This is a genomic window from Streptomyces sp. 2A115, from assembly GCF_052245575.1.
Lineage (GTDB): Bacteria > Actinomycetota > Actinomycetes > Streptomycetales > Streptomycetaceae > Streptomyces.
The window spans coordinates 13711-36198 of the sequence record NZ_JBQQCG010000047.1; the positions used below are offsets into that span (position 1 = coordinate 13711).

General features: G+C 68.4%; 19 protein-coding genes and 7 pseudogenes. 14 read left to right on the forward strand and 12 right to left on the reverse strand.

The window, feature by feature from the left end:
- Positions 1 to 52: 52 nt before the first annotated feature.
- The 3 genes and pseudogenes from ACTWQR_RS33125 to ACTWQR_RS33135 form a co-directional block, all read right to left on the reverse strand.
- A complete protein-coding gene (locus ACTWQR_RS33125; RefSeq protein WP_443230900.1) occupies positions 53 to 1072 on the reverse strand; it encodes a Gfo/Idh/MocA family protein in 1020 nt (339 codons plus the stop codon).
- On the reverse strand, positions 1069 to 2052 hold the full coding sequence (locus ACTWQR_RS33130) for a Gfo/Idh/MocA family protein (protein ID WP_443230947.1): 984 nt from the start codon (positions 2050 to 2052) through the stop codon (positions 1069 to 1071). The genes ACTWQR_RS33125 and ACTWQR_RS33130 overlap by 4 nt, the downstream gene beginning before the upstream one ends.
- A gap of 255 nt (positions 2053 to 2307) precedes the next feature.
- Positions 2308 to 2487: pseudogene (locus ACTWQR_RS33135) on the reverse strand (DUF2637 domain-containing protein); the annotation flags it as partial.
- A gap of 294 nt (positions 2488 to 2781) precedes the next feature.
- Here ACTWQR_RS33135 and ACTWQR_RS33140 point away from each other — a divergent pair.
- Both ACTWQR_RS33140 and ACTWQR_RS33145 read left to right on the forward strand, forming a co-directional pair.
- A pseudogene (locus tag ACTWQR_RS33140) lies at positions 2782 to 3878 on the forward strand (integrase core domain-containing protein).
- Between the two features lie 35 nt (positions 3879 to 3913).
- Positions 3914 to 4194 (forward strand): annotated as a pseudogene (locus ACTWQR_RS33145) (sugar phosphate isomerase/epimerase and 4-hydroxyphenylpyruvate domain-containing protein); the annotation flags it as partial.
- 27 nt (positions 4195 to 4221) lie between these two features.
- Here ACTWQR_RS33145 and ACTWQR_RS33150 read toward each other — a convergent pair.
- Entirely contained in the window at positions 4222 to 5295 is a 1074-nt protein-coding gene (locus tag ACTWQR_RS33150; protein WP_443230901.1) for a prolyl oligopeptidase family serine peptidase, read from the reverse strand.
- A 342-nt stretch (positions 5296 to 5637) separates the two neighbouring features.
- Between ACTWQR_RS33150 and ACTWQR_RS33155 the strand changes: the two genes are divergently transcribed.
- Positions 5638 to 7158, forward strand: a complete 1521-nt coding sequence (locus ACTWQR_RS33155) for a carboxylesterase/lipase family protein (protein ID WP_443230902.1) — start codon at positions 5638 to 5640, stop codon at positions 7156 to 7158.
- Here the strand turns inward: ACTWQR_RS33155 and ACTWQR_RS33160 are convergent.
- Positions 7086 to 7625 (reverse strand): hypothetical protein, encoded by a 540-nt coding sequence (locus tag ACTWQR_RS33160; RefSeq protein ID WP_443230903.1) that lies wholly within the window; start codon positions 7623 to 7625, stop codon positions 7086 to 7088. The genes ACTWQR_RS33155 and ACTWQR_RS33160 overlap by 73 nt on opposite strands.
- A 40-nt stretch (positions 7626 to 7665) precedes the next feature.
- Between ACTWQR_RS33160 and ACTWQR_RS33165 the strand changes: the two genes are divergently transcribed.
- From ACTWQR_RS33165 to ACTWQR_RS33195, 7 genes are all read left to right on the forward strand, one after another.
- Complete coding sequence (locus ACTWQR_RS33165; RefSeq protein WP_443230904.1) at positions 7666 to 7989, forward strand: glycoside hydrolase N-terminal domain-containing protein; 324 nt, start codon at positions 7666 to 7668, stop codon at positions 7987 to 7989.
- A 228-nt stretch (positions 7990 to 8217) separates the two neighbouring features.
- A complete protein-coding gene (locus ACTWQR_RS33170; protein WP_443230905.1) occupies positions 8218 to 9192 on the forward strand; it encodes an ABC transporter substrate-binding protein in 975 nt (324 codons plus the stop codon).
- Positions 9189 to 10058, forward strand: a complete 870-nt coding sequence (locus ACTWQR_RS33175; RefSeq protein ID WP_443230906.1) for an ABC transporter permease — start codon at positions 9189 to 9191, stop codon at positions 10056 to 10058. The genes ACTWQR_RS33170 and ACTWQR_RS33175 overlap by 4 nt, the downstream gene beginning before the upstream one ends.
- Positions 10055 to 10837, forward strand: coding sequence for an ABC transporter permease (locus tag ACTWQR_RS33180; protein ID WP_443230907.1), 783 nt, complete (start codon positions 10055 to 10057; stop codon positions 10835 to 10837). The genes ACTWQR_RS33175 and ACTWQR_RS33180 overlap by 4 nt, the downstream gene beginning before the upstream one ends.
- Positions 10838 to 10850: 13 nt before the next feature.
- Positions 10851 to 11684, forward strand: coding sequence for an ABC transporter ATP-binding protein (locus tag ACTWQR_RS33185; RefSeq protein WP_443230908.1), 834 nt, complete (start codon positions 10851 to 10853; stop codon positions 11682 to 11684).
- Between the two features lie 29 nt (positions 11685 to 11713).
- Positions 11714 to 12490: an IclR family transcriptional regulator gene (locus ACTWQR_RS33190; protein ID WP_443230909.1), complete on the forward strand. Its 777-nt coding sequence runs from the start codon at positions 11714 to 11716 to the stop codon at positions 12488 to 12490.
- Between the two features lie 187 nt (positions 12491 to 12677).
- On the forward strand, positions 12678 to 14372 hold the full coding sequence (locus ACTWQR_RS33195; RefSeq protein WP_443230910.1) for an IclR family transcriptional regulator domain-containing protein: 1695 nt from the start codon (positions 12678 to 12680) through the stop codon (positions 14370 to 14372).
- Between the two features lie 22 nt (positions 14373 to 14394).
- On the opposite strand, the gene ACTWQR_RS33200 is transcribed toward ACTWQR_RS33195, so the two are convergent.
- Both ACTWQR_RS33200 and ACTWQR_RS33205 read right to left on the reverse strand, forming a co-directional pair.
- The gene (locus ACTWQR_RS33200; RefSeq protein ID WP_443230911.1) at positions 14395 to 14811 is read right to left on the reverse strand and encodes an SLATT domain-containing protein; all 417 of its coding nucleotides are present in this window, start codon (positions 14809 to 14811) and stop codon (positions 14395 to 14397) included.
- Positions 14810 to 15001: pseudogene (locus ACTWQR_RS33205) on the reverse strand (transposase); the annotation flags it as partial. The gene ACTWQR_RS33200 and the pseudogene ACTWQR_RS33205, both read right to left, overlap by 2 nt.
- A gap of 168 nt (positions 15002 to 15169) precedes the next feature.
- Between ACTWQR_RS33205 and ACTWQR_RS33210 the strand changes: the two are divergent.
- Positions 15170 to 15684, forward strand: a pseudogene (locus ACTWQR_RS33210) (transcriptional regulator); the annotation flags it as partial.
- Between the two features lie 160 nt (positions 15685 to 15844).
- On the opposite strand, the gene ACTWQR_RS33215 reads toward ACTWQR_RS33210, so the two are convergent.
- The 3 genes from ACTWQR_RS33215 to ACTWQR_RS33225 all read right to left on the reverse strand — a co-directional run bounded on the left by ACTWQR_RS33215 (position 15845) and on the right by ACTWQR_RS33225 (position 18568).
- Entirely contained in the window at positions 15845 to 16675 is an 831-nt protein-coding gene (locus ACTWQR_RS33215; protein WP_443230912.1) for a hypothetical protein, read from the reverse strand.
- Between the two features lie 575 nt (positions 16676 to 17250).
- Positions 17251 to 17376, reverse strand: coding sequence for a hypothetical protein (locus ACTWQR_RS33220; RefSeq protein ID WP_443230913.1), 126 nt, complete (start codon positions 17374 to 17376; stop codon positions 17251 to 17253).
- Between the two features lie 256 nt (positions 17377 to 17632).
- Complete coding sequence (locus ACTWQR_RS33225) at positions 17633 to 18568, reverse strand: LysR family transcriptional regulator (RefSeq protein ID WP_443230914.1); 936 nt, start codon at positions 18566 to 18568, stop codon at positions 17633 to 17635.
- A 182-nt stretch (positions 18569 to 18750) separates the two neighbouring features.
- Here ACTWQR_RS33225 and ACTWQR_RS33230 point away from each other — a divergent pair, with 182 nt between their 5' ends.
- The 3 genes and pseudogenes from ACTWQR_RS33230 (at position 18751) to ACTWQR_RS33240 (ending at position 21565) form a co-directional block, all read left to right on the forward strand.
- The gene (locus ACTWQR_RS33230) at positions 18751 to 19020 is read left to right on the forward strand and encodes a hypothetical protein (RefSeq protein ID WP_443230915.1); all 270 of its coding nucleotides are present in this window, start codon (positions 18751 to 18753) and stop codon (positions 19018 to 19020) included.
- Positions 18963 to 19223 (forward strand): annotated as a pseudogene (locus ACTWQR_RS33235) (transposase family protein); the annotation flags it as partial. The gene ACTWQR_RS33230 and the pseudogene ACTWQR_RS33235, both read left to right, overlap by 58 nt.
- 560 nt (positions 19224 to 19783) lie before the next feature.
- Positions 19784 to 21565 (forward strand): amidohydrolase, encoded by a 1782-nt coding sequence (locus ACTWQR_RS33240; protein ID WP_443230916.1) that lies wholly within the window; start codon positions 19784 to 19786, stop codon positions 21563 to 21565.
- 40 nt (positions 21566 to 21605) lie between these two features.
- On the opposite strand, the gene ACTWQR_RS33245 is transcribed toward ACTWQR_RS33240, so the two are convergent.
- Positions 21606 to 21986 (reverse strand): hypothetical protein, encoded by a 381-nt coding sequence (locus tag ACTWQR_RS33245; protein ID WP_443230917.1) that lies wholly within the window; start codon positions 21984 to 21986, stop codon positions 21606 to 21608.
- 8 nt (positions 21987 to 21994) lie between these two features.
- Positions 21995 to 22417 (reverse strand): annotated as a pseudogene (locus ACTWQR_RS33250) (helix-hairpin-helix domain-containing protein); the annotation flags it as partial.
- Positions 22418 to 22488 lie beyond the last annotated feature (71 nt).

A 22488-nucleotide genomic window follows, 5' to 3' on the forward strand; every position in this document is an offset into this window, starting at 1 on the left:
CGCACAACCTATGCGGTCGGGACCGGGGGCACCCCGCGGGGCTCCGTCAGGGTCACGTGAGCGGCGGCACCGCCATGTCGACGGGCCGGCCGGTGGCCACCGATTCGTAGGCCGCCCGGATGATCCGCAGCGTGCGCACCCCGGTGGCACCGTCCGGGCCGGCGCCGTGCCCGTTGCCGACCGCGGCGATGAACTCGCCGAGCATGACCGCGTCCGCGTCGGCTCCGCCCGCTTCCCACCGTTCACCGGCCGTGGCGGCGGCGAATCCGCCGAGCAGTCGCGGGGCGGTGTTCAGCTCCACACTCCCCCGGCCGCCGACGAAGGTCATGGTCGGTCCACCCGCCGCCGGCCGGTTCGCGGACAGGCTCCGGCTGCAGTCGAGGGCCGCGACCGTCCCGCTCGCATAGCGCACGGTGACGAGCGCCGCGCTCTCGACGCCCGGTTCTCCACCGAGGACGCTGTTCGCCTGTGCGTACACCTGCCGCGCGGGCTCCCCGCCGAGGACCGCGTCCACCATGTCGAGCAGGACGGCCGCGTTGGCCGCCAACGCTCCGCCGTCCGCCGGTTCCCGAGTCGTCCGCCGAGGATGCGGCAGGTGTGGTCGAGGGCTGTTGTAGGCGCCCTGAATGGTCATCAGCGTGCCGATGGCCTCGCCGTCAGCGAGTTTGCGGCGCACGGCGCCGAACGCAGGACCGAAGCAGGCCGGGGACGCGAAAGTCAGCCGGACGCCCGCGTCCTCGCAGACGCGCACCATCTCCCGGGCGTCCGCTTCCTCGGTCGCCGGCGGATGCTCGCACAGCACATGGGCCCCGGCCTCGGCCGCGCGCTCGACCAGTTCGCGACGGCGGGCGATCTCGCTCGTGACCACCACGGCCCGGGGGCGCAGCGCGAACACCTCGTCCCAGCCGCCCGCGTACGGTACGCCGAGCTGCCGGGCCATGGCCTGTCCCCGAGCCGGGTCTTCCGGTGCGTCGGGGTCCGCGGTCACCAGGTCGACGCCCGGCATGTGACGCAGCAGCCGAGCGTAGACCGCGGCCTTCTCGTGGGCGAACGACAGCACAGCGATCTTCACGCGGCCCCCTCCACGGACAGTTCCACGGCACGACCCGTCCATGCGGACTCCGCCGCGGCTTGGGTGATGCGGACGGCGGCCAGTGCGTCCCGGGATCCCAGGCGCGGCTCCGGACCGCCCAGGAACGCCTGGGCGAACTCACGGATCTCGGAGGCGAACGGTGTCTCCCCGAAGTACCCGCGGCCCCCGGCCTCGCCACCGTATGTCTGGATCTCCTGGGGCCACTCGGAGTCGTGGAGGACCGTTCCGCAGGTGCCCGAGACCTGGAAGGCGACGCGAATGGGTGGGTGGGGCGTCGCCGTCCACCGACTCACGATCTGGCTGAGCGCGCCACTGGCGTGGGTGAGAACGGCGGTTCCGACCGCGACAGCCCCTTGCGGGGCCGGTGCCGCGATCTCGCCCTGGTAGCAGGCGTGGACCCGCACGACATCCCCGAAGATCCAGTAGGCGATGTCGACGGCGTGCAGCATCTGATCGGTCAGGATCCCGCCCGACCGCGCGGACGCGTGACCGGTCCAGGGCCGCGGATGGTAGCCGGCCACCGCGAACCGGGCGACCGCGCCCGTGCCCAGGTCACCTGCCGCCACCAGCTCGTGGAGCCGGGCGAACGCCGGGGCGAAACGTATGTCGTGGGCGGGAATGAGCCGCACTCCGGCCTGCTCCGCCGCGGCTACGATCTCCTCGGCCTCCGCGACGTCGGCCGACAGCGGCTTCTCGCACACCACCCCCACGCCCGCGGCGATCGCGGCCATGGCTATTTCGTGGTGCGTACCGGTCGGGGAACAGATGTCCACGGCGTCCACGCCGTTCAGCGCGTCGTCCAGGGAGCCGACCGCCTTGGCGCCGAATTCGCGTGCCAGGTCCTCGGCTCGGCCGTCCTTGGAATAGACGCGGACGGACGCCCCGGCACTGATCCAGGCGTCCAGGTGCAGACGTGCTATCAGTCCCGCGCCGATCAGTGCTACCTCGAGCCGCCGCATGGCATCCCCCGTCCTTCCGCGTCCGAACAGTCTCGTCCGCGCGGCTGGTCGGGGCCATCCCCAACGTGGGTAGTCAGCAGGCGGCGGCGCGGGCGGCCATCCGGTCTCGGGTCCAGCTCGTGCGCGGACGGTCCTCTTCTCTATGTGATTTCGGCCGGGGCGTCTCACGGCACCGCGCGCCCGGCGTGTGCCAGCCTCCGAGGGCTTCAGCAGACCGACCGTGGCCAGCAGCAAGAGCCCGTCCACGGACAGCGGCCACAACGAAGCACTGACCTCATCCGCCCCACCCTGCAGCGCGAACTCCCGCTGGTGAACATACGAGGCATACGCGGCGACCCCGGCCACGACCAGAGCGCACAGAGACCGAATCCACGCGTCGAGGTCGACGCCCCGGCTGCCGCCAGCCCCCTCCGGCGACTCGGTGATTTCACTCATCGAACCCACCGCCCGGCACCGTGCCCCAGTGCACAACGCGTGCACACTTGCGCGGGAACTCCCGGGAACTCGCAGGTAGAAGCGGGATGTGCCCAGACACGACAAAGGGCCCCGACCAGGCCATAAGACCAGGTCAGAGCCCTAATGGCAGACGAGTCGGGCTGTACGCCGGGTTCTGTGCACAGACGGACGCCGACGTTGTGCTTGCCGGAATCCTCATCCATGCAGGTGAGGGTCTGTCTGGAGGGCAGGGTACTCGCGCGGCTGGTGGTCGCCCCGGCATGATGGCCGGTCGTGCTGCTTCGACTTGCCTATCTGGTGTGGCGAACGTGTTCGTCCTGCTGCGGCTGCTGCCGGTGAGCAACCAGGACAAGGACGCGGAGATCCTCGCGCTGCGTCATCAGATCACGGTGCTGGAACGCCAGCCCGGCCGGGATCGGGTGCGGTTCGCCCCGAGTGACCGGGTGTTCCTGGCCGCGCTGCTGCACCGGCTCCCGCGCGGTGTGCTGCGCCGGGCACGGCTGCTGGTGCGCCCGGACACTGTGCTGCACTGGCACCGTGACCTCATCGCGCGCCGCCACGCGGCCCGTTCCCGGCCTGGGCGTGCGGGGCGGCCGCGTACCGTGCGCTCGACCCGCGTACTCGTGCTGCGTCTGGCGCGGGAGAATCCCGGCTGGGGCTACCGGCGCATCCACGGCGAGCTGCTGGTTGTGGGCGTGCAGGTGGCCGCCTCCACGGTGTGGGAGATCCTGAAGGAGGCGGGGATCGACCCGGCACCCGAGCGGGGTTTCAGCACCTGGACCGACTTTCTGCGCTCCCAGGCCGATGCCCTGTCGGCATGTGACTTCTTCGAAGCGGTCACCCTGTCCGGGGCGCGGCTGTACGTGTTCGCGGTGCTCGAGCACGGCAGCCGGCGCATCCGCGTCCTGGGCGCGACCGCGCACCCGAACGCCTCCTGAGTGGTGCAGGCCGCCAGAAACCTCGTCATGGACCTCGAGGACGCCGGCTGCCGGGCCCGGTTCATGATCCGCGACCGCGACGGGAAGTACCCCGCCCTGTTCGACACCGTCCTCAAGGACGCGGGCATCGAGATCGTGCTCAGCGGCATCCGCATACCGCGCATGAACGCCCTCATGGAACGGTGGGTACAGACCTGCCGCCGCGAACTGCTGGACCGCACCCTGATCTGGAACCAGCACCATCTGCTCCACACCCTGCGCGAGTTCGAACAGCACTACAACTCCCACCGGCCCCACCAAGGCATCGCAGACGCCCGCCCGCTGAACCCCCTGCCACCGCCGATCACCGACCCGGACGCCATCGCCCACCTCGACATACGACGACGCGACCGCCTCGGCGGCACCCTCCACGAGTACCAGCATACGGCCTGACCTGCACGGACGAGATTCTCGACAGGGACAAGGTCCGTGCGGCGGGCGCCGAACTCCTCAGGATTCCGGCGAATTACTGCGACGACCTGGCGGCACCGTACGAATGCCCCGACGGGGAGCTGGAGACGTACCGCGAACTTGGCATTCTCTGCGACCGCGACGAGCAGGCGGGAAGGACGAACAGGGCGGGGAGTTCCGCCGCTGCTACACGGATACGGTCGGGTACGTCTTCTTCGAGATCGTCCAACGGACCGGCGGCTACCGCGGATACGGCGCCGCCAACGCCTTCGTACGCTTCGCCGCCCAACGACGGTAGACCCGTTGGGCGGCGAGGACCAGTGCCTCAGCGGGACACAGGGCGCAACCGCTGTTCCAGGAAGGAGACGACGGTCGGCCACGTCGGAGTCACGGGGCGGGCCGGCATGCTGTGCCCATTGCGTGTGGTCTCCTCGTAGGCACCCTGGCGGGTCTCGTCGTCGGTGAGCATGTCCTCCAGCGGCCCGTGCCCGGCTCGTGGGAAGGAGATCAGACGTGCCTCCTCACCCGCGGACGCGAGGGCGTCGTAGAGCAGGCGGCTCTGGTGGTACGGCACAAAGGGGTCCTGCTCGCCGTGGAAGATCAGGAACGGCGGGGTATGCCGCTCGCCGATGTAGGTGAGCGGGTTCGCCGCGACGACCTTGCCAGGGCAGGCCGTGATGGTGCAGCCGAGCAGGAGCGACTCGGGTGAGCGGGCGTCGGAGTGGCAGTCCGTCAGCCCGAACGCCGAGTTGAACACCCTGCAGTCGTCCGGCATGTGCGCGTCCATCTGCAGGAAGTCGGTCGGCGGGTAGAACGGCACAGCCGCCTGGACAGCGCTGGACGGCCCGCGCGGGCCGACGTCGCCCTCCAGCTCCGGACGGTCGCCGGTGACCGCGGCCATCGCGGTCGTCCAGCCGCCCGATGAGTCGCCCATGATCGCGACGCGGTGCGGGTCCAGGTTGTACGTTTTGGCGTTCGCGCGCAGCCAGCGGATAGCGCCCTTGATGTCGTGCAGCTGGGCCGGGAACTGCGCCTGCCCGCTGGAGCCGATCGCCACGCCCGCGACGGCGAATCCCCGCGGGTTGAGCTGTGCGGCCACCCTGTCGGCGCCGCGGCGTCCGCTGTCCGCCAGCCAACCCGAGCCGCTGGAGAAGATCACCAGCGGGACCGGCCGCGCGGACCTGGGGACATAGAGGTCCAGCAAGTGGCCTTGAGTGCCGGGCGGTTGGGCGGGTGCGTAGGCGAGGTCCTTGGTGACTTTCACATCGGTCTCCGCCCGGGCGGGGGCTGCGGCCCCCGCAGCCGTGATGAGAACCACGGCTGCGGCGGCCGCCGCCAGTGCCCGAGGGATGCGCCCCAAGCGCAACTGACTCAGGTGTATCCCTGTGCGTAGCTGCATCGTGCCGACTCCTCTTCGAGGGGTTCGTGTGAGCTGAAGCCGAATGGAGCGATGGAACGAACGAGACCGGTAGACCGAACGCCGGCTGTCCGATGCGCCCGCGCCGACAGTGGCCGTGACGGGTGCCGGCGCCGTGGTGTCACTCCGGCTGATCCGCCGGGCGAGCGACACGAGGGAGATCGTGAGCACGCAATTCGTTCGCCTGGTGAAATGTGGTTCACTCTGAGCAGGCATGAGTCTCAGGTCGCGGTGGGCGAGTGTCAATGGTGTTGCGCGAGGCGATTGCCGATCCCGACCCTTGCCCGTACCGGCTGCGACGCGGCGTTCTGTGAGGAGTCATCCATGACCGAAAGCGAGTTTCCGGAGGCTGTGACGGCGGCCGGTGCGGTCCGCGGCCGCCGTGAGGGCGGCCTGGCGGTCTTTCGCGGCATCCCGTACGCGCAGCCACCGGTGGGCGAGGCACGCTTCGCGGCGCCGCGACCGGCGGACCGTTGGGACGGGGTACGGGAGGCCTTCACGTTCGGTCCGCCTCCCCCGCAGGAGCCGTTCGGGCCTGAGGCGGCTGTTGCCGGACCCCCTCCGGCAGGTGACGACTGGCTGACGGTCAACATCTGGACGCCGGACGCCGACCCGGCGGCGCGCCGACCGGTGATGGTGTGGATCTACGGGGGCGCCTACAAGTTCGGCTCCGCCGACGACCCCGCCTACGACGGCAGCCGCCTGGCGCGGGACGGCGACATGATCGTGGTCACTCTCAACTACCGTGTCGGCATCGAGGGGTTCGCCTCGATCGAGGGCGCTCCCGCGAACCGGGCTCTGCTCGACCAGGTCGCGGCTCTGGAGTGGGTGCGCGAGAACATCACCTCTTTCGGCGGCGACCCCGACCGGGTCACCGTCTTCGGTGAATCGGCCGGCGCCGGCTCCATCGCCGCGCTGTTGGCCATGCCCCGGGCGCGGGGACTGTTCCGGCGGGCCATCGCGCAGAGCGTGCCGGGTACCTTCTTCTCGGAGGCGCTGGCCGCGGACATCGCCGAGACCTTGGCCGGTGAGCTCGGCCTGCGCCCGACGGTGGCCGACCTGTCCGGTGTGGACCCGCGCAAGCTGCCCCAGGCGGGTGCCGCGCTGAGTGGTCGGATGCGCGAGTACGTGCACCGCTGGGGTCCGGTCGCCCTCACCCCGACCCCGTTCTCGCCCGTCGTCGACGGCGACGTTCTGCCCACCACGCCGTGGGAGGCCCTGGCGAGCGGTGTCGCACGCGACGTGGAGCTGATCGCCGGGCACAACCGGGACGAGTACCGTCTCTTCCTCATGCTGGGCGGGATGCTCGGGCGGGTGGACGAGGGTCTGGCTTCGATGGCGCTGGGCCTGTTCGGACCGACGCCGGACGCCGGACACGCCTACCGCGCCGCGTTCCCGGACGCCTCGGCGGAGTACCTGTTCGAACTTGTCCAGTCCGACTGGCTGTTCCGCATGCCATCGCTGCACTTGGTGGAGGCACAGGTGGCCGGTGGCGGCCGGGCGCACATGTACGACCTCACCTGGTCCGCTCCGGCGAACGGAGGCGCTCTCGGTGCCTGCCATGGCCTGGACGTACCGCTGACCTTCGGTGTGTACGGCGGGCTCGGCGGCATGCTGACCGGACCGGCGCCCTCGCCCGAGACCGAGGCGCTCTCCGCCCGCTTCCGCTCCGCGTGGACCGCGTTCGCGGCCACGGGCGACCCAGGCTGGGCGGCCTACGACAGCGAGCAGCGCCTCGTCCAGGTCCTCGACTCGGAACCGACGGTCGCCGCCTACCCGGAGGAAGCCTCCCGCCGCCTCTGGGAGCGGCACACCTTCGCCGCGTTGCCCCTGACGACGGCGTAGCGGTCTCCGCTCCCCACCATCAGGCTCGCGGTCGGCCAGGTCACCGCCTGGCCGACCGCGGTTCTTCGACACCGGTCGAGGACGGGCAACAACCACGGCCCCGGCACTCGTTGTGCACACGGCCGGTCACAGGCCGATGAGCCGCCGGTCCCCAGCCGGTGGACGCCGCGTGGCGGGCCGGCTCGGTCAGCAGGATCATCGGGGGCTCTCGCCACCACGATGGCGGAGCCGCCGGCGGTCACGGCGTCACCCGTGCCGGTGGCGACGGCGCGGGTGACGCCCTCGTAGCTGTACGCGCCCTGCCCGGAGGGGTAGGCGCCGCGCAGATCGAGGTGGCAGGAGCCGCTCGCGACGGTGGCCCTGGTCGTGAAGCCCACACTCGAAGGCAGCCCGTCGAGGGCGGTGCCGACGCCCAGCGTGGTGCCGATCGTCCCGTCGGGGGCGGGGACGGCTTCGTGGACGATCACCTTGTCGGCGCGGGAGACGAGCGCGCGGCGTCGGGGACGCGTGGCCGAGGTCCGGGGTAAACCGGTCGAAGACCCCCCGGCAGTCGGCGACGTGTGCGGTGCGCAGCGCCTGACCCGCGAGGGCGCACGGCTGACGGTCCCGGGCAACCTGAACGACAACCAGATGCGCTTCGAGTCCCAGCTCCACATGACCGCCGAGAGCGGCTCGGTCGGGGGCACGAACACCAAGGTGCGGGTCGACAACTCCGACGCCGTGACGATCGTCCTCGGCGCGGGCACTGACCACGCCGACACGCACCCGGCCTACCGGGGCGAGGACCCCCACGAGCGGGTGACCAAGGTGGTCGACCGCGGCGTGCAGTAGGACTCCTGGGTCTTCGCTGAACACGTCCGCACCTCAGGCTTGCTGCTGCCGGGGTGCACCCGTCGGAACATGTCTGGATCTGGAGAAGGCGGCAGGGCGCGGTTCCGGGAGGAGCCTCGGCGCAGCCTATTGACGCGATTCGGGCAGGGACATAATCTCCGCTTGCTTGTTCGGCACACGGACAAATGTTCGCAGTGCGCACACACTCGTTCCTGTTCAGGAGTCCCCATGCAAAGGCGCGTTCTCGGGCTTGCCATAGCGGTAGTGACGGTCGCAGCCGCGGCCGGATGCGGATCTTCTTCCGGGACCGGCGGTTCGTCCTCCTCGGCCGGGGACAAGACCACCCAGGTCAAAGTAGGGATCATCCCGATTGTCGATGTGGCCCCCCTGTATCTGGGACAGAAGAAGGGGTTCTTCAGCAGCCGTGGCATCGAACTGGAGATGGTGACCGCCCAGGGCGGCGCCGCGATCATCCCCGGCGTGGTGAGCGGCCAGTTCCAGTTCGGGTTCAGCAACACCACGTCGCTGATGATCGCCCAGACCAAGGGTGTGCCGATCAAGTCTGTGGTGAACGGAACCGCCTCCACCGGTGACACCGGCAAGGACATCAGCGGAGTGGCCGTCAAGAAGGACAGCCCGATCAAGTCGGCCAAAGAACTTGCCGGCAAGACGGTGGCGGTGAACACCCTGCAGAACATCGGGGACACCACGGTCCGTGAGGTGGTGCGCAAGGACGGCGGCGACCCCTCGAAGGTCAAGTTCGTCGAGATGCCGTTCGACCAGATGCCGGCCGCGCTGGACGGCGGGCAGGTGGACGCCGCCTGGGTGGGCGAGCCCGCGCTGACCATCGCCAAGGGCCAGGGCGCCCGCGTCGTGGCGTCGCCGTTCGCCGAGACCGACCCGAACCTCACGATCGCGACGTACTTCGCCTCCACCAAACTGACCCAGGAGAACCCCGACCTGGTGAAGAAGTTCACCGAGGCGATGACAGAGTCGCTGAAGTACGCCTCCGAGCACCCGGACGAGGCACGCCAGACGCTCACCACCTACACCAAGATCGACGGCGAGGTGCTGAAGAACCTGACGCTGCCGACCTGGCCGGCCGAGTACGACATGGCCTCCCTGGAGAAGCTGGCCTCGCTCGGCGAGCAGGACGGCATCTTCGGCGGTAAGAAGCCCGACCTGGATGCCCTGTTCTCATGAGCGCGTCCGGGAGCACTCCTGTACTGACGAAGCCCGCCGGGACCGCGACAGGTCCCGGCGGGGTGGGCGGTGGCCGCGTGCGGCGCACTCTGGACAGAGCGCGCACCCCGTTGCGCGGACTGGCAGGCCTGGCCGGGCTGGTGGTGTTGCTCGAGGTGCTGCCGCACACCGGTGTCGTCTCCGCCGACTACCTCCCGCCCGCCTCCGACATGGGCCGGGCCCTGTGGCAGATGCTCGACGAAGACGCGTTCTGGACCGCGCTCGGTGACACCCTCACCGGTTGGGGCCTGGGCCTGGCCATCGCCGTGGTGGCCGGGGTGGTGGCCGGGGTGGTGATCGGATCGGTGCCGGTGCTGCGGGCGGTGACCGCCTCCACCATCGAGTTCCTGCGCCCCATCCCGTCGGTGGCCCTGATCCCGGTGGCGGTCCTGCTCTACGGCACTGACCTGGAGTCGAAGCTGCTGCTGGTCGTGTACGCCTCCTTCTGGCAGGTGCTCGTCCAGGTCCTGGCCGGTACACAGGACGTCGACCCGGTCGCCGAGGACACCGCCCGCAGCTACCAGATGGGCGGTTGGGGGCGGGTGCGGTACGTCCTTTGGCCCACCGCGCTGCCGTACGTGATGACCGGCGTGAGGCTGGCCGCGACCGTGGCACTCGTCCTGACGATCACCGCCGAACTCGTCATCGGCTCGCCCGGCCTGGGCAACCAGCTCGCGGTCGCGCAGACCTCCGGCGCCGTACCGCGGGTCTACGCCCTGGTCCTGGTCACCGGATTCCTTGGCGTTGCGGTCAACCTGGTGGCCCGGGCGGTCGAGCGGCGGGCACTGCACTGGCACCCATCGATGCGCAGGGAGGGACAGCGATGACCGTCCTCACACTGGCCCGGCGGACCGGTCTGGTCCTGGGCCTGCCCGCGGTCCTGTTCGCCGTGTGGTGGTTCGCCACCGCGGGCAGCACCGACTTCTACGTTCCCCCGCTGTCCACCATCCTGGGCAAGTTCGGGGAGGTATGGACGGGCGAACGACTGCTGTCGGACGTCGTACCCAGCCTGGTCCGCCTGCTCGCCGGCTATCTCCTCGCCGTCGCCGTCGGTGTCGGACTCGGCCTGGTGGTCGGCATGCACCGTGGCGTGCGCGACGTACTGGAGCCGGTCCTGGAACTCTTCCGGGCCATCCCGCCCCCGGTGCTCGTACCCGTCATCATGCTGTTCGCGGGCATCGGCGACACCATGAAGGTCATCGTCATCGTCAGCGGCTGCATGTGGCCGATCCTGCTCAACACCGTCGAGGGCGTCCGAGCCGTCGACGAAGTGCTCAGCGACACCTGCCGCTCCTACGGCATCACCGGCCCCTCCCGGCTGTGGCACCTGGTGCTGCGCTCGGCCAGCCCGCAGATCGTCACCGGCATGCGCCAGGCCCTCTCCATCGCGATCATTCTCATGGTCATCAGCGAGATGTTCGCCGCCAGCAACGGACTCGGCTTCACCATCGTGCAGTTCCAGCGTTCCTTCGCCATCCCCGAGATGTGGAGCGGTGTCCTGCTGCTCGGCCTGCTCGGATTCGCCCTCTCCCTGCTCTTCCGCATCGCCGAGAACCGGGTCCTGGCCTGGTACCACGGCCTGCGCCGGGCCCAGCGCAACCCCTGACAAGGAGACGTCGATGCTCGACGTACGCAACCTGCAGAAGACCTACACCGGACGCAATCGCAGCGTCGAAGCACTTCGGAATCTCACATTCCATATCGGTGCCGGCGAACTCGTATGCCTGGTCGGCCCGTCCGGCTGCGGCAAGACCACCCTGCTGAAGTGCATGGCCGGCCTGCTCGACCCGACCAGCGGCGAAGTACGCCTGGACGGCCGCCCGGTCGACGGACCCCCGCCCGGCATGGCGGTCGTCTTCCAGGAATACGGCCGCTCCCTGTTCGCCTGGATGAACGTACGCGACAACGTCGCCCTGCCCCTGCGCCGCAAGAAGCTCGGCAAGGCCCGCGAGAAGGAACTGGTCGACCACGCGCTGGAGGTGGTCGGGCTCGCCGACGCCCACCAGGCCTACCCCTGGCAGCTGTCCGGAGGCATGCAACAGCGCGTCGCCATCGCCCGCGCCGTCGCCTTCGAGCCGAAGGTGCTGCTCATGGACGAGCCGTTCGCCGCCGTCGACGCGCAGACCCGCGCCGAACTGGAGGACCTCATCCGGCGGTTGTGGCGCGAACTGGGCGTCACCGTCCTGTTCGTCACCCACGACATCGACGAAGCCGTCTATCTCGGCCAGCGCACCATCATCCTGTCCACCTCACCGACCGTGGTGATGGAGGATCTGACGATCGATCTCCCCGACGAGCGCGACCAGTTGCACACCCGCTCCAGCACCCGCTTCGCCGAACTGCGCGCCCACGTCTACGAGCAGATCCAGCGCGCCAAGCACCACAACGGCGACACGGACACACCGGTGGCCGACCGCAGCGACGAGCTCGCCCTGCAGAAGTCCGAGTCCTGACACACCGTCCGACACGGGGGCCGAAGCACATGGACGACAACGAACCCGGGCGGTACTTCGTGCAGTCCCTCGAACGAGGGCTGGCCGTCATCCGTGCGTTCACCGCCGACACACCCGAGATGACCCTCTCGGAGGTCGCCAGGATCACCGGCATGAGCCGTGCCACCGCACGGCGCTTCCTGCTCACCTTCGCCGACCTGGGGTACATGGCCACCGACGGCCGCCACTTCCGCCTCACGCCCCGGGTCCTGGAACTGGGCTACGCCTACCTGTCCAGCATGTCCCTGGCGCAGATCGCCCAGCCCCACCTGGAGCAACTGGTCGCCGAGGTCCACGAGTCCTCGTCGGTGGCGGTGCTCGACGACGAGGACGTGGTGTACGTCAGCCGGGTACCCACCCGGCGGATCATGACGGTCTCCATCAGCATCGGGACCCGCTTCCCCGCCCATGCCACCTCCCTCGGCCGGGTCCTGCTCGCCCACCTCGACGAGCCCGGGCTGCGGCACTACCTGGACACCGCCCACTGGAAGCCGCTCACCCCCCGCACCATCACCTCAAAGGAGGCACTCGCCGCCGAACTGGAACACGTGCGGGCACAGGGCTGGTGCCTGGTGGACCAGGAACTGGAACAGGGCCTGATATCGATCGGCGTACCCATCCGGAACGAGGCACGACGGGTGGTGGCAGGCATCAACCTCTCCACCCACGTCAGCCGGCGAACGCTGGACTCGATACGCCACGACCTGCTGCCGCCGCTCCTGGCCACCGCCGCCGACATCGAGGCCGAGCTGAAGGTCCCCGGCTAGCAGGTCCGGATACCGTGCCCCCGCGACGGCAGCACGGAGCAGCACCGGCCTTGGCGACTGGCCGGAACACACCGCCCCGCGCGACGGGCGTTCCCGTGGGCTCGTCACGGCCACCCAGACCTGTCGGCTCTCTGCCCCCACCAGGCATCATTCACTGCAGTGCTGAGACAGTCGCCGCGGAGAGCCCATGACATCGCCCCACGCCCTGACGCCTACCGACCCCATGGCGGCTCCCGCGCCCCCCGAGGAAGCCGTGGCCCCTCTCATCCGGGGTATCGCCTTGCTGCGCGAGCTCACCGACGCTGGAGGGACGGCCGGCCTCAGCGATCTGGGACGGGCCACCGGCCTGGCCCGCGCCACCATCGACCGGGTCACCGGAACACTCGCTCACATGGGGTACGTGCGGATGGACGGCAGCAACGCCGTCCTTGCCCCCCGCCTGATGGAGCTGGGGAACGCGTACCTGGCCGCCCTGCGTCTTCCCGCGCTGCTGAGTGCGCACGCCGATGCCCTCGCCGAGGAACTCGACGAGTCGGTGTCCCTCGCGGTGGCGGACGGTGACGGCATCCGCTTCGTCCACCAAGCGATCCGTCGCCGCGCCCTGTCGCTGAGCTTCCGCATCGGCGACCTGCTGCCCGCCGAACGCACCGCGCCAGGCCCGCTGCTGGCAACCGAGTGGAGGCCGGAGGACTGGGCGCGGTGGCACAAGCGGCAGGACGCCGACCCCGAGGACCTCGGCTTCCCGGCGATCCCCCCTCGATCGCACCGTACCGCCACGACAGACTTCGAAGAGCGGGTGGAACGGGCGCGCGCCCATGGCTGGGCGATGGACGACCAGTTGATCGAGCCGGGGCTCGTCGCCGCATCCGTTCCGGTTCGCGCCCCCGACGGCCGGATCGCCTGTGTGGCGAGCGTCGTGAGCCATACCAGTCGGCACAGCGCGGACTCGCTGCGCGACGCCCTTCTCCCCAGGCTCCGTACTGCCGTGACCGTCATGGAGCGGAAGTTGGCCGACGCTCCGCCTCCGGAGCCGCCGAGCAAAAGCACTCCCGTCGGGCTCGCCACCTGGACGAGCGCGTCCAAACAGGAACTGGGCGGGGAGTTCATCGAATCCCTGGCCCGCGGCCTGACCGTGGTCACCGCGTTCGGTGAGGGCCGTGCGGAGCTGACCCTCACCGAGGTCGCCGAAGCCACGGGCCTGTCCCGCGCCACGGCTCGCCGTGCCCTGATAACCCTGACACACCTCGGTCACGTCACGCTGCACGGGCGGGTCTTCCGGCTCACTCCACGCGTCCTCGCCCTCGGTTTCCCGCCACTGTCCAAGACGACACTCACCCGGATCGCTCACCCCCACCTCGCCGCCCTCACCCGCAAGGTGGCGGACTCGACGTCCCTGGCAGTGCTCGCCGGTGACGATGTCCAGTGCGCGGCCTCGGTCGCCGCGGGACGCATCATGGACGCTGATATCGCAGTGGGCGCACGCGTGCCCGCCTATGTGACCTCCACGGGCCGGGTGCTGTTGGCGGGGCTGCCGGCCGAGGAGCGCACTGCCCGGCTGGCGCGCGTGCGGATGGGGGCGCTGACCGCTCGCACCGTCACCCGGCCCACCGACCTCGAGGTGATTCTCGACCGAGTCCGCGAGGACGGTTATGCCCTGGTCGATGAGGAACTGGAAGAAGGGCTTCGCTCGATCGCCGTACCGGTACGCGACCGCGACGGCGGCCTCCTGGCGGCGATCAACGTCACCATGCACAGCGGTCGCCGCCCCGCCGCGGAGTGCGTCACGACCATCTTGCCGGAACTGCGGGCCACGGCTGCTCACATCGAGGCCGACTTTCACATAACGGGGCGATTCGTGCGAGTTCCGACACGGCAGCTGTAGTTGGTGAGGAGTGAGGTTCCCGTCAAGTGACGGCTGCTGCCGTGACGTTGTTCCAGCGGCGGTGGTAGTCGGCTGCGCGTTGCTGGTGTTGGCGGCGCCAGCACGGTCGATCATGCTGCCGCGCCCACCGGCAACCGCGCCAGAGCACCACCTCGAGCGAGCACCACGTACACCAGCTCCCACCAGGACGGATGAGTTTTCGGCAGGGGCAACGCTCGAACGCCCTGTTGCTCGTCCTGGGCGCGGCGGCGTACGCGTCGCGCGCGGCCTGCTGCAGCTCGTCCCGCCTCTCTCGGCCCTCCGCGTTGGAGACGGTGCCGGACATCAGGTCGGCGATGAGGGAGATGTACGACTCCCGGACGTCCCACAGCCGAGAGGCGATGCCACGGTGGGCCTCGGACTCCTCCTCGAACTTGAAGGTCTTCGTCCCAAGGCTCATCCAGCTGACCCAAGAGGGCCCCGTGCCCACGTCGGTGTTCCGGGGCGAGCGCCAGGTCGACCAGCGTCCGCACCGGCCCGTCCGTGCACAGCAGGGCATCGCATAACTCGAACAGCGCGTCGCTCCGGGCGGTCAGACACGCGTACAACTCCGTCCGGAAGCGTGACACTTCCGCGAACGCATCCCGCAGGACGCCTTGATGCTCCAGACTCACGACCACGGCCTTCGTGCTGGTTCCTCTGCCTCTGTGACGGAGCACAGGATCAGACGGAGGCCGTCCTCACGTCCGCTGAACTGCGAAAACGCCGACCAAGTTCGAGCCGCGTTCGACGCCGGACCTTAAATGACAAGCTCATTGGCGGCAGCCGAACTGGAGGCGACCGGGCTGCACACCGACGCCACGGCGGCCGCGTACGCGCAGATGCTGTGCACCCTGGTCTACACCGCAGCCCGGGGCGGACAGCGCACCGAGGCCCTGGCGATGACCGAGGAGGCCCGCCTCGCCGCCTGCCCCAGGCAGTCCCACCGGGCCGCCTGTTCAACCTCAGCCCGGCCGCCGTTGACCTGTACGCGGTCGGTGTGCACTGGGCACTCGGCGACGCGGACGCTGGCCTGGAGGCCGGGAAGAACCTGCGGCCCGAGCAGTTCCGGACCGCGGAGCGCAAGGCCCGTATGAGCACCGACATGGCGCGGGCCTGGTGGGCGTGGCAGCGGCCAGAGCAGACCGCCCGCGCCCTGCTCGCCGCCTACCGGGCCAGCCCCGGTGAAGTCCGCGACCGGCCCGCGATCCGCGGCATCGTCAACGAACTGGCTGAGCGGCACCCGCGCACGGGCGGCGTGCGCGAGCTGCACGCCGCCGTGACGAGGGCGTAGCAAGGATCAACAACCGGTGGAGAGAAAGGCCTGAGGGCAGGTGGGCCGTCATCCCGGCCGTGACTCCGCCTCCGCGAGCTGCTTCCACCCCGCGTCCAAGCCCGCACGAGTCCGCCCGCTGCTGGCGCACGCCCGGCACGCCACGCGCACGGGCGACCCGTCAGATCGGCCGTGCCGCGCGCGCCACGTTCCACATCACGCGCTCGGCCGCCTCCGCCTCGTCCGGGTTCACGCAGACGCTCTCCCAGCCCAAGTCCTCGGCGTACCGCAGCACCCCGGACAGGGTCTCGTGGTCGTCGGCACCATGCGGGCCCTCGAACGGCGAGATCAGGATCGGTGACAGTGCTCGCCGCACCCAGCCGGCGATGGTGGCCTCGTCTCCCTCGGGCATCCACGGGTAGTAGGGCACCCGCCCGAGTTCGCCAAGCGCCTCTGTGAGGGCCTCGAACTCCGGGCCGGGACGCGGGCCGGCCGCGCGGTCGAGGGCGTCGGCGAACGCGGCGAGCAGGGCGAGGTCCGCTTCGGCCACCTCAACGGCGGCCAGGTGCCCCGTGTCCCCACCGTCGGGGCCCACCAACAGCAGCATGTTGGGCGGGTACTCCTCTGTCCCGTCCACCAGCTCCTTCGTCCCCTCGGGCAGCGCGCCGCGTACCTGCCAGTACGCCTCGAAGACGTCCTCGATCGGCGCGCCGGGGATCGGCACCCCGCCGCTGTCCCGAAAACCCATCAGCACCCCCTCATGGTCCAGGACCATCTCCTTTCGGAGCCTCAGGAGCAGCCAGTCCAGTTCGTACAGGTCGGCCAGGGCTTCCTGGACGAGCGGCAACAGCAGCGTGCGGGTGGGGGTTAGGCGCGGCGGCAACTGTTGGCCGCCGGCTCGGGTGCGGTCGTTCGCCCGCATCGCCTCTGTGTAGTGCGTGCCGGTGGCCCGGCTCTGCTCTCGGATCTCCCGGGTGCGCTTTCGCGACTTCCTGGGCTTGCTCGTAGGCATGTCTGACTCCGTGCAGCAGCGTGCCCCACGCACACGCCGCTCTGAAGGCAGGCAGTTTCAGGTGCACGATGCGTCGAAGGACGGCTTGGCCTACCAACGAGGACTCCGGCGTGAGCGGAGGGCCCCTTCAGCGGTCGGCGGTCGTGGCCGCCTGCCCGGCAGCATACCGGGCCCGGCGCCAGCGGCACGACAGGGCAGGGGCTTCACCGGGCCGCAGCTGGGAAGAGAGTGGTGAAGCGTGCAACGCGCAGGTGTTGAGGCCCCACAGCCTCACCGCGGACAGGTTCCCCACGTATGTGCGACAACCCAAGGGTTCCCGTGGCCCTCGCTGACGCTCTTTGGGGCCTGGCCAGCTCGCTTCCCCGGTTGCGGAAGGCTCACAGTCTTAGGACGAATCTTCGGCATTGCCGAAGCCCGCCACCGCGGCCACCTCCCGACCGCCGAACCGCCTCGCTCCCGCCAGCCGAGCACGCCTGCACCCGAACCCGCTGGAAAACATGACGAGTTCACCCCACCGAGCGAAGATCACCAACGGCATCCGAAATGTTGATCAGAGCCGCCTTTCACGACCGCCGTCACCGCGCCTGCTCGTCGGCCGTGGCCAGGTGCACCCGCCGGGTGCCGTCGGCAAGCCGCTCCACCCGTACGACGGCCAGGCCGTCCAGGTCCAGCAGCAGCGTCGCATCGGTATCGTTGTCCAAGCCCGTGGTTCCGTGGTGATCGTTCTGCGTCGAGAACAGAAATGACCATTCACGACCACGGGCGTCCTGCTACCGGGGCCACCTCTGGCCTTCACCCAACATGACAGACAGTCAGCCGCTCAGGACGACGCACCGCTCAGGTTCGAAGACCCTGGTTGGCGACCTCGCCGGCTACGCAACGCAGGCGACGGGGTCGAACGACCGCCCGTGACTGTGAGTCGGAGCGATTCGGTGATCGAGGCTGCGGGCCGCAGCGTCACGCGCTGTGTGAGGGGCTGCGTAGCCATCCATGGCGTTCCGCGCATCGCCGGGCGGTGGCAAGGACGCTCGCAATGGCGGGCGACGGATCGTTCGTGGGCCACAGCACCGAGAGTTCTGCCCGGATCGACGGATCGACGACATCGCGGCAAACGATGCCGGTGCCGGCGTTCGCGGCGTGCTCAGCAAACGATGCAGGGGCCAAGCCGACCTCGCGTCCGCTGGCGAGCCGGGCGAGCATGGCGTTCACCGGCGGATCCTCGAACGCGCGAATCTGGGGTGAGAAGCCTGCTTCGTGGCAGGCGGCGACGATGCCGTCGTAGTACGCCGGGGCAAGACGGCGAGGGAACAACTGCAGCGTCACGCCGCGGAGGTCCTTCACCGGGATCGTCCGTGCGGCAGCGAGGCGGTGGCGAGTGCTGAGGACCGCGGAAACGGGCTCTTCACGGAGAATCTCGCCATTTACCCCGTCGAGCGGTGGCGGGGAGAGGGCGAGACCGATGTCCAGGTCGCCAGCACAGAGCCGTTCGGGAATTTCGGCGCTGAAGATCTCTCGGGGGTCGATCGTGAAGTCGGGGTGGTCTTCCTGGAGAGCATCCAGAAGCACCGTGAGCGTGTCGAAGCTCGTGATCGGCGTATAGCCCAACCGAATCGTCGTCGCGATGCCTGACCCGGCCCGCCGGGTGAGCTGCACGGCTTGTTCCAGCGCGGCCAGCGCGATCGGTGCCTCGTGAGCGAGCGTCCGGCCCGCGGCGGTGAGCTGCACCCGACGGCTCGAACGCACGAAGAGCGGGGTTTCGAGGGTCTCCTCAAGCTTGCGGATCTGATGGCTCAGGGACGGCTGGGAGATGTAGAGACGCATGGCTGCGCGGCCGAAGTGGAGTTCCTCGGCCACGGCCATGAAGTAGCGGAGGACGCGGGGGCTGACATCCATAGACGAATCCTATTGCCCAGCGTCCGGACAAGTCTTGGACTCCCGGCGGATGGCCGCCGTAGCGTCGTTTCACGCCACGGGAGACGTCCAACTGCCCCGTCGAGTCTGGCTCAGCCTGGTCGGATCGGCCTCGGTTGACGTGACCGGCCTCCATCGCACATCAGTCTGGCAAGGAGAGAAGCGTGAACATCGCCGTGATCGGACGAGCCAACATCGGCGGCGGGCCGGCCGACCTGTGGGAACGTGCCGGGCACCAGGTGACGCGGCTGGGGCGTGCAGGCGGCGACGGCGGCGTCTCGGAGACGGCCGGGGCAACCTGTGGTGACGACGAAGCCCAGCGCACTGAGCGTTTTCAGTTCGGCCACCGATCGGGTGACGCCGACAGGGTGCGCGACGCACGAGGCTCCCGATCCTCGCCGACCGCGCCTACATCGGAGCCGGCCCATGGGTGACAACACCAGGCAGACGCCCACCAGGGCGCAACCTCACACCAACCCAGCAAACCGTCAACCGCGCGCTGTCAGCAGCACGCGCCCCGGCCGAACACAGCGTCGCACGACTGAAGTCCTGGCGAATCTTCCGCAGAGCCCGCCGCAGTCCCAACCGCATGTCGTCAATCGCAGCCGCCATCCTCACCCTGGAGCGGCACCGCTGAAAGGCTCAGTCTCTCCTGCGGGGGACGGCCGTACACATCCGCAGGAGCACCACCGGGGTCGAACCAGCCGATCAGCAACCCGGGTCGGCGGTGCTCCACGATCCCGCGCCTTGTGTACATGCGTGATCTACACCAGCCTCATCACTTGATACATCAACTAGATGTCGATCCGTGGGCTCACGTAGCAACTGGCATCAGGAACAGGCCCCGTCGGCATGGAGCCGATGAGTCACTTCGAGTGAACGGAGCAGTCGTGGTGGACGTTTTCACCCTCGGCATCACGGCGGCGCCGGCGGTCTGTTGACGCAATGCTCAATCGCGTCTGCCTTGGCAGAGCGAGGAACGGATGTCACCCTCAGCTAAGGCGGGAGGCCTTGACGCGCGAGCTTTGGTCGCAGGACATAACCGTCAACCTGGCCAGAACGGCCCGGTCGATGCCGATCTGAATCCTGTGGAAAGTTGCGCAGGTGATCTCGACCGTCGCTCAATTCCCTATTCGACCCCCAGTGATTTGCATTTTTTCCTAGCGTGTTCCATAAGTTTCAATTGAATGAGGACAAATGGCTGGAATTATGCCCAACACCCAAGCGCAATCGACGCAGAATCCCTCCGGTGCGGATTTGATCGTAATCAATGCAAAAATCTTCACCAATAACCGCGGACAGACCGAAGCATCCGCTCTCGCCGTGAAGGGCGGCCGCATCTACTCGGTTGGTCCCGATGCAGACATTTTGAGTTTGAAAAATTCAGAAACGAAGATCATCGACGCGCGTGGCCGCAGACTCATTCCGGGCATTATCGATGCGCACACTCACGTGCTCAACGAAAGTGGCTACACTCACAATATAAGGTGGGACGGCGTACCTACGCTACGTCGCGCGCTGAGCATGCTGCGCGAGCAGGCGGAGCGAACGCCTGAGGGACACTGGGTCAAAGTGATCGGCGGCTGGTCCCCCTACCAGTTCGAGGAGAACCGGTTCCCTACGATGGACGAGCTGCACGAAGCCGTGCATAACCGTCCGTTGATCGTGCAATACGCCTATAACCACGCCTTCCTGAATAAGCAGGCGATGGAATTGTTGGGCGTGGGCACAGATCGGTTTCCCGAATTGCCAGGAACCGAATTCGAGAAGGACGGTCAGGGACATTACACCGGTGTGATCTACGGATACACATTCACCTTCGTCGCCCTGGAGGCCATGGTCCCGCAACTTTCGTTCGACGAAGAAGTCAGCTCGCTGATCCATACCGTCCACGCCCTGAACCGTTTCGGTGTCACCTCGATCGTGGATGCCGGCGGCAGGAAGGGCTACCCCAAACCCCAAGCCACCGTAGACGTCCTGGCCCGCGACAACCGCCTCAACATCCGCATGCCCTTCGTCGACATACAACTCGGCGACGGCAGCCCAATCAATATGGTGGACGCACACATTGAAGCGATCACCAAAACCGCTCCCATCGGCCCAGGTCAAAACCTGCACCCGACCCTGGAACATGGCCACGAATATCGTGGCGCCGGCGAAGTGTTGCAGGCGGAAGTGCACGATCACGAGAATTTCGACCGTCCGGCGGTCATCATCGACCCCGACCAGATGCGGCGACACGTCGAGGAAAATGTCACTAAGTTGGTCCGGCGGCGCATCCCTTTTCGCATGCACATCAGCTACAACGAAAATATCACGCCGTTCCTTGACGCCTTGGAGAAGATGAACGAAACAACGCCGCTAGACGGTTTGCGATGGAGCATCGAACACGCCGAAACAATCACTCCGGAGAACATTGACCGGGTCAAAAGGCTTGGCGGCGGAATTGCCTTGGACGCCAAAATGGCGCTGCATGGAGATGGGTTCATCAAAACGCACGGCCGCGAAAAGGCTCTGATAACTCCGCGGCTGCGCCAGCTGGTCGATAGCGAAATCCCTCTCGCCATGACCACCGATGCTTTCCGGGCAGCCACCTTCAACCCGTGGGTAGGCGTCAGCTGGATGGTGTCTGGAAAGTCGGCCTCCGGGTCTGAAGTGCTTTCTAAGGCTAATCGCCTGTCCCGCGTCGAGGCACTCAAGCTGTTTACCAGTGGTCCAACATGGTTCATGAATACAGAATCCGAAATGGGCATGATCGCTCCAGGACACCTGGCGGATTTTGCACTGTTGGACAGGGACTATTTCACTGTTCCTGAAAATCAGATCAAACATGTTTGCTCCGTCTTGACAGTCCTGGATGGAAGGGTGGTGTTCGGGGCGCAGGACTACAGCACCCTCACGCCGCGTCTGCCCGATATCCTGCCCGCTTGGTCACCCGTCAAATATTTCGGGGGCTACTACTCCAGCCGTAGTTCGTGATCTTCGTGTTTGCTGTGGTTGGTGGTGGGGGGGATGCGTGTCATGCGCACGGAAAGTGGGGAAGGCCGTGGTTTGTGATCGCACGACGAAACTGGGTGTCCCAGCCGTGCCACATGCCCAGCGTCAGCACTCCCGCCACCTGGAGGCCCGAGGGTTCGACCGAAGCCCACAGGTGCAGGTCACGGTCCTCGTCCAGTGAAAACCACCGGGCAACGTCGGAGGAGAAGGGCTGCCAGCCAGGCAGGTCCTGATAGATCCGTTGCAGTACGTCCCAGTTCGCGGGGGTGAACCGCTGCCAGTCCAGGCAATAGACCCGCTCCACCGCCATCCAGTGCATCGCGACGTCCGCCGCCAGAACTCCAGGCCCCAAATCGAGGGACAGTTCCTCGCCGTTGTCGTAGTACCAGTCGCGTTCCTGCACGGGGGCAGCCTGCCAGACCAGGGATGACTCGCTGCCGGGCCGGCGGTGACGAGCTCGCCGCCCAGCGGGAGCTGTCCGTCGGTGGCGGCAGGCGTTCGGAACTGCCGGTGCAGTTCGGTGACCTGCAGCAGCAGGTCCCGCCGGGTCAGATCGGCGGCGAGTGTGTCGAGGGCGCCGATCCGGATCAGCCGCTGCGCGATGGGCGGGGAGGGCCTCGCCCGCTGCCACAGATCCTGCAGCGAGGTGTAGGGCTGGCCCGCCGCCAGGCGGCCGATCTCGCGCTCGCTGATGCCCTTGACGGTGGCCAGGGCCAGCCGTACGCCCCAGCCCTGCGGTGTCTGCTCGACACTGTGCTGCGCCCGGGAGTGGTTGACGTCGACGTTCAGTACCGGCACGCCGTGGCGGCGGGCGTCGGCGACGATGACCCGGCGCGGTTGTTCACGCTTAACTGTCGTCTCCCGTAAGGCGGATAGAGCGACCCGTCGAACGCACTTGCCGGGTG